The organism is Providencia heimbachae ATCC 35613 (assembly GCF_001655055.1).
GTDB lineage: Bacteria > Pseudomonadota > Gammaproteobacteria > Enterobacterales > Enterobacteriaceae > Providencia > Providencia heimbachae.
The window spans coordinates 191,615-198,152 of the sequence record NZ_LXEW01000037.1 but is presented as its reverse complement, the minus strand read 5'-3'; the positions used below and the strand labels follow the sequence as shown (position 1 = coordinate 198,152).

Sequence of the window (6,538 nt, the reverse complement as noted above, 5' to 3'; positions counted from 1 at the left end):
CTAGCAAGTGTTTTTTTGAATTTTCTTTTCAATCGCTGAAACTTTAAACGAATCGAACAAAACAACCACGCTTTGTTGATAATACAACCTATGATTTATCAAACTCAGTAGTGAAAAGCGCAACATTTTCCCAATTTGTATATTCAACCTCAGTATTTGGGTCTGTAGGCCCATCTGTCATCTTCATAATTAAACGGATCATTGTTCTATCTAGCCATTTATAGCGCGGATAATACAAGGCACCAGCAAAAACAGATTTCAATGTTGGCTGCCAAGGGCACTTTTCAAGAAACTTACGTGTATAGGTGTTTGTCTCTGCCGTATTTTTTCCTTCTTTTCTTGCCGTTAGATTTACAGCAAAAAAGGCTGTCTTCATAGAGTTTAATTGACTTTGATGAGAAGTCGCAAAGCCTAGAAGCTTTTTATTAAAGTGCCCATAACGGATAGATGCACCAACCATCACTTTATCATAAGCAGATAAATTGAAACTCTGGTCCGTATTTAAATCCCGAATATCACACTCACGCCCTAAACTGCGTAATTGCTCCGCCATTTTTAAAATAATTTTTTTAGTTTGCCCATCCGTACTGGAATGTAATAGTAAATAGCTCATTATTGTTCCTGCATATTATTTATATATGATGGCTATATGATAAGCCTATTCACGCCAGAAAGTTGGAGTGAACAATACCAGAAGTGTAAACACTTCAAGACGACCAAATAGCATAGTGACGACCAGTATCCATTTCCCCGCAGGATTCATTGATGTAAAGTTATCTGCAACAGAACCTAGACCAGGACCTAGATTATTTAATGTCGTAGCAATAGCAGAAAAAGCCGTAAACTCATCAACTCCCGTTGCTATTAATAGCAATAAACTAACAACAAAGACTAAGGCATATGCAGAAAAGAACCCCCATACCGCTTCAATAATTCTTTCCGGTAATGCTCTTTGCCCTAATTTAATTGTATAAACGGCATTTGGATGCACTAATCTTTTTAACTCGCGTGAACCTTGTAAAAATAAAAGTAAGATACGAATAACTTTCAACCCACCACCTGTCGACCCTGCACAACCGCCAACAAATGCGGCACATAATAGAAGCATCGGTAAAAATAAAGGCCAGCCTGAAAAGCTATCAGTAGTAAAACCAGCCGTAGTTGCCATTGAGACAACTTGGAAAAAAGCCTGATCTAACGTTTGCCCGAAACTGTCATAGATAGAGTGGTAAAGTAAAACTAATGTGCAGACAACGACTAATACTAACTGGAAACTGATAAACATTCTGAATTCAGGATCACGCCAATAGATCCCTAGACTGCGACCCGTTAATACTGCGAAGTGCAAACCAAAGTTACAACCTGAAATAAGCAGAAAAATACCAATAATAGTATTAATTGCTGGGCTGTTAAAATAACCGATACTGGCATCATGAGTGGAAAAACCACCAATTGCGATTGTTGAAAAACTATGTGAAATCGCATCAAACACATCCATACCCGCTACCCACAAGGCAATTGCACAAGCAATCGTGAGCAATACATAAATTAACCAAAGTGTTTTTGCGGTCTCCGCAATGCGCGGGCGCATTTTGTTCTCTTTCAAAGGCCCAGGCATCTCAGCACGATAAAGCTGCATCCCTCCGACACCTAATAGCGGTAAAATAGCCACGGCAAGAACAATGATCCCCATCCCCCCGAGCCATTGCAGCATCTGCCGATAAAATAAAATCGCCTTGGGTAAAGAGTCTAATCCGGTAAGCGTTGTTGCGCCCGTGGTTGTCAGTCCTGAAAATGATTCAAAGAAAGCATCAGTAATAGAAAGGTTAGGTTTTTCTGAGAAAATAAAAGGCAGTGCCCCAACACTACCAAGCACCGTCCAGAATAAGACAACAATAAGAAAGCCTTCTTTAGCTTTAAGTTCGTGCTTACTATTACGTGTTGGTAGCCACAAAAAAAGACCGATCAACAATGCGGTCACAAAAGTTTGACTAAAGGCACGCCCTGCACCATCACGATAGATAAGCGCAACAATACCAGGCACAACCATAGTAAAAGAGAAGATAATGACGAGCAGCCCGACAATACGGGTTATTGCACGAAAATGCATTCGGCAGGTTCCTTGCTAACCAAATTAGTTATTCCGATTCAGGCGTGAGTTCTAAGGCTCCGCGGCTTATATCGCGTAATTTATCACTGACTTCTTGTTCAAGGGTAGCAGGAATTGAAATTTGTAAAGATACAGACTCATTATAATCACTGTGTAAAATTATGCCATTGACCTGTATGAGTAGCTGTTCGATGGCATTTATGAGCGAATAATCACAGACTAAATTAAATTCTTTCTGTGGTACTTTTGTTTGAGTCGGTAAAATTTTCAACGCTTGCTGTACACCACTGCCGTATGCTCGAACTAAACCGCCCGTACCTAGCTTGATCCCACCAAAGTAACGCACGACAACACAGGTTATTTCACCTAAATGACTACCGAGTAGCTGGGCCATAATCGGCTTACCGGCTGTGCCTGTCGGTTCTCCGTCATCCGAAAAACCTAATTGCTGAGAGTCATCGGGACGCCCAGCAACGAATGCCCAGCAGTGGTGCCGGGCATCAGGGTATTGTGCTTTAATGGATTGAATATAGTCCTTCGCCGCATCAATGCCCTCAGTATGCGCTATATAAGTAATAAATCGGCTTTTTTTAATTTCTTCTGTAAAAGAGATTGTTTCTGCCGGAATTAAATAAGCTTTCATTAAGGTAAATGTAAATCTCGAGTCATATTTTCAATACGATTATGATGAATCACAATATTATCTTCAATACGAATACCGCCATAAGGCTTGAAGAACTCGATTTTATCCCAATTAAAGTGCTGACTAAACTCCCCTGTTCGCCACGAAGAGAGTAACGATTCAATAAAATAAAGCCCAGGTTCGATAGTTAGCACCATTTTAGGTTCTAATACTCGGGTGCAACGCAAGAATGGATACATTTTAGGGGCAGCTAAATGTGTGCCATCTTCATCCTGCATAAAGCCTGCAGCATCATGCACTTGTAAACCTAGCGGATGACCTAAACCATGAGGCAAGAATGGCGTTGTCAGCCCATTTTCTACCATTGCATCTTCACTAATACCTTTAATAATAGCGTGCTTAAGAAGGATTTTAGCAATTCGATGATGCATATCAACGTGGTAATCTGTATAGCGAACACCCGCTTTTATCGTATCAATTAATGCCAGTTGTTCTACATTGAGGTCAGATACAAGCTCAGCAAATTCATTTTTACCTTTAGCAGCATAAGTACGTGTAATATCTGCGGCATAACCATTATATTCCGCACCTGCGTCAATTAAAAAGCTGCGTAATTCACTTGGAACTTGCTGTTGTAACTTGGTGTAATGCAAAACAGCCGCATTTTCATTTAACGCGACAATATTGCCATAAGGAACATTTGTATCCCTATGACCTGTCGCTTGTAAATAACTAATATTTATATCAAATTCACTCATTTCCGCTTGAAATGCATCAAATGCAGAAAGATGCCCGTTGACTGCCATTTTTTGTGCTTCACGCATACAGTACAGTTCATAATCGGTCTTATATGAGCGATGAAAATGATAATAGTCTAAAACAGGTTTGGGATTGATATTTTGCAAAGAAATCCCGAGTGCTTCTGCTCTCGCTGTTGCAGAACCAATATAAGCAACATGTTCTTTTGGCAGACTTGCTAACAATCCCCCAATATCATCCGCATTTTTTAAATGGATAAGTTCAATATCTTTTGTCCAAAAACTATTTGGTAATGGCTCAACGCTATGCCAGTAATCTACGGGAGAGTAAAACCATAATTTAGGCTTATTAACACCATCGACCAATAGCCATGAATGGGGAACATCAGTGACAGGAACCCACGCTTTAAAATGAGGATTAACTTTAAACGGGTAATCACTGTCATCAAGGAAGATACGTAACGGCTCCCCTGAATGGATCAATACAGCATCTAATTTGCTGCGTTGTAAAACTTGCTGAGTTCTTTCTTGTAGCGTTTTAATATGTTCAGCATAGAGCACATTCAGTTTTTCCATTTCATTCAACCTTTCAGTATTAATCAGAAAATCCAAGCTTAGCACGTTATGATATTAACGGGTATGCATCTCGTTTTAATTCTTAACTAACAAATTGATAAATAACAAAAATATCATAAAATAAAATCTCTGACTGCCTGAATTGCTGTGACCACGGTTCCATTTTTGTTATTAAACATTTGCATTTAATTAACATTCTAGTCACACTTAATTTATCTGGTCATACCAGATGCCCCAGCCACATAAAGGAGAGCAGCATGCTTTATCAAAGTGAAACAATCTATATCCAATGGTTGCATAAAGGTATTGCAGAACTGGTTTTTAATGCGCCAGGACCAATTAATAAATTGGATACACATACCGTGGCTTCACTTGATGAAGCAGTTACTGTCCTTGAACAGCAATCTGATTTGCAAGGCGTTATTTTTCGATCAGATAAACCTGCTTTTATTGTGGGTGCTGATATTAAAGAATTTTTATCTCTTTTCGAAGCATCGAAAGAGACCCTTAGCGAATGGCTAAGTTATGCAAATAGCATCTTTAATCGTATTGAAGATCTACCGGTTCCAACTCTCTGTGCAATCAACGGTTATGCACTAGGCGGCGGTTGTGAATGCGTGCTATCAACTGATTTTCGTATTGCCTCCCCCGATGTTCGTATCGGTTTACCCGAAACTAAGCTTGGCATAATGCCCGGATTCGGTGGCTCTGTTCGCCTACCGAGACTAATAGGCCTTGATAGCGCTCTTGAGATCATTACCGCAGGGAAAGATCTTGGCGCACAACAAGCGCTGAAGTATGGTTTAGTTGATGCGATTGTTGAAACCGAAAAACTCCCTCAGTCTGCACTTGGTGTCATTGAGTCTGCAATTAGCGGTGCAATTAATTGGCAGAAGAAGCGCCAACCAAAACTAGAACCATTAAAGCTAAGCCCTATCGAACAAACAATGAGCTTTAATGTCGCTAAAGGCATGGTGTATCAAGTTGCTGGAAAACATTACCCAGCCCCGATGGCTGCGGTGAATACCATTGAAAAAGCAGCTAACTGCTTTCGTGACGAAGCGTTGAAGCATGAAACAGCCGCGTTTGTCCCCTTAGCTCACAGTGAGGTTGCTCAAGCTTTAGTCAGTGTTTTTCTTAACGATCAACAAGTTAAATCAAACAGTAAAAAAATCGCTCAAAAAGTCAGCCCTCCAACACAAGCTGCAGTACTTGGGGCAGGAATTATGGGCGGTGGCATCGCTTACCAATCAGCCAGTAAAGGTATCCCTGTGTTAATGAAGGATATTAATGAGAAATCGTTAGATCTTGGTATTGAAGAAGCACAGAAATTATTGAATGGGCAATTTGAGCGAGGAAGAATTAGTGCAGCAAAAATGGCTACCACTCTCGCATCAATTCATCCTTCTTTATCTTATGCTGGAATTGAAAATTCACAAATTATTGTGGAAGCGGTTGTCGAAAATCCGAAAATTAAAGCGGCTGTCTTGGCTGAAGTAGAATCACTAGTCACACCCGAAACCCTTTTGGCGTCAAACACATCAACGATCCCAATTACTGAGCTCGCCAAAGTATTAAAACGACCAGAAAACTTCTGTGGTATGCATTTCTTTAATCCAGTACATCGCATGCCACTGGTTGAAATTATTCGAGGCGAAAAAACATCTGATGAAACTATCGCTAAAGTGGTTTCCTACGCCAATAAAATGGGTAAAACCCCAATTGTGGTAAATGACTGCCCTGGTTTCTTTGTGAATAGGGTACTTTTTCCTTATTTCGCAGGTTTTAACTTACTGCTACAAGATGGTGCCGACTTTAGAGAAATCGATAAAGTGATGGAAAAAGAATTTGGTTGGCCAATGGGACCTGCTTATTTGCTTGATGTTGTTGGTATCGATACTGCATTTCATGCAGAGCAGGTCATGGCTCAAGGTTTTCCTGAGCGAATGAGTAAAATAGGCAAAAATGCCATTGATGTCATGTTTGAGCAGCAACGTTTTGGTCAAAAAAATGGTAAAGGTTTTTATCAATATGAAAAAGATAAAAAAGGCAAACCGAAAAAAATCGATGATCCGCAAGCAGATGAATTGCTCGCTTCTATCAGCCTGACAAAACGCTCATTCACGAAAGAAGAAATTATTGCTCGCATGATGACACCAATGATCAACGAGGTCGTTCGGTGCTTAGAAGAGGGAATTATTCAAAGCCCTACTGATGCTGATATTGCACTGGTTTATGGTCTTGGGTTCCCACCATTTCGCGGAGGTGTATTCTGCTATTTAGATACTTTAGGCAGCCAATCCTACCTTAAAACCGCAGAAGCTTTTTCTCATTTAAGCCCTCTGTATACTGTACCTGAGGGGCTAAAAGAAAAAGCAGCTACCAACGCTAGATATTACCCGTTGCCACCTGCTGTGGCTATCGATGTCAAAAAAGTTGTGAGAGGTTAAT

5 protein-coding genes are annotated in these 6,538 nt (G+C 40.3%); 1 reads left to right on the top strand and 4 read right to left on the bottom strand.

Annotated features, from left to right (window positions below; genetic code table 11):
• Window positions 1-88: 88 nt before the first annotated feature.
• From hemG to pepQ, 4 genes are read right to left on the bottom strand one after another with little or no spacing between them, the layout of a single operon-like run.
• Window positions 89-613, bottom strand: a complete 525-nt coding sequence (gene hemG, locus M998_RS13410; RefSeq protein ID WP_068437730.1) for a menaquinone-dependent protoporphyrinogen IX dehydrogenase — start codon at window positions 611-613, stop codon at window positions 89-91.
• A gap of 45 nt (window positions 614-658) precedes the next feature.
• Entirely contained in the window at window positions 659-2,110 is a 1,452-nt protein-coding gene (gene trkH, locus M998_RS13405) for a Trk system potassium transporter TrkH (RefSeq protein ID WP_068437727.1), read from the bottom strand.
• 28 nt (window positions 2,111-2,138) lie between these two features.
• Window positions 2,139-2,753, bottom strand: a complete 615-nt coding sequence (locus M998_RS13400; RefSeq protein ID WP_068437724.1) for an IMPACT family protein — start codon at window positions 2,751-2,753, stop codon at window positions 2,139-2,141.
• Entirely contained in the window at window positions 2,753-4,087 is a 1,335-nt protein-coding gene (pepQ, locus tag M998_RS13395) for a Xaa-Pro dipeptidase (protein WP_068437721.1), read from the bottom strand. Before pepQ ends, M998_RS13400 begins: the two co-directional genes overlap by 1 nt.
• Before the next feature lie 257 nt (window positions 4,088-4,344).
• Between pepQ and fadB the strand changes: the two genes are divergently transcribed.
• Window positions 4,345-6,537 carry a fatty acid oxidation complex subunit alpha FadB gene (gene fadB / locus M998_RS13390; protein WP_068909301.1) on the top strand — a complete coding sequence of 731 codons (2,193 nt, stop codon included), beginning with the start codon at window positions 4,345-4,347 and terminating at the stop codon, window positions 6,535-6,537.
• The last annotated feature ends 1 nt before the right edge of the window (window position 6,538 follow it).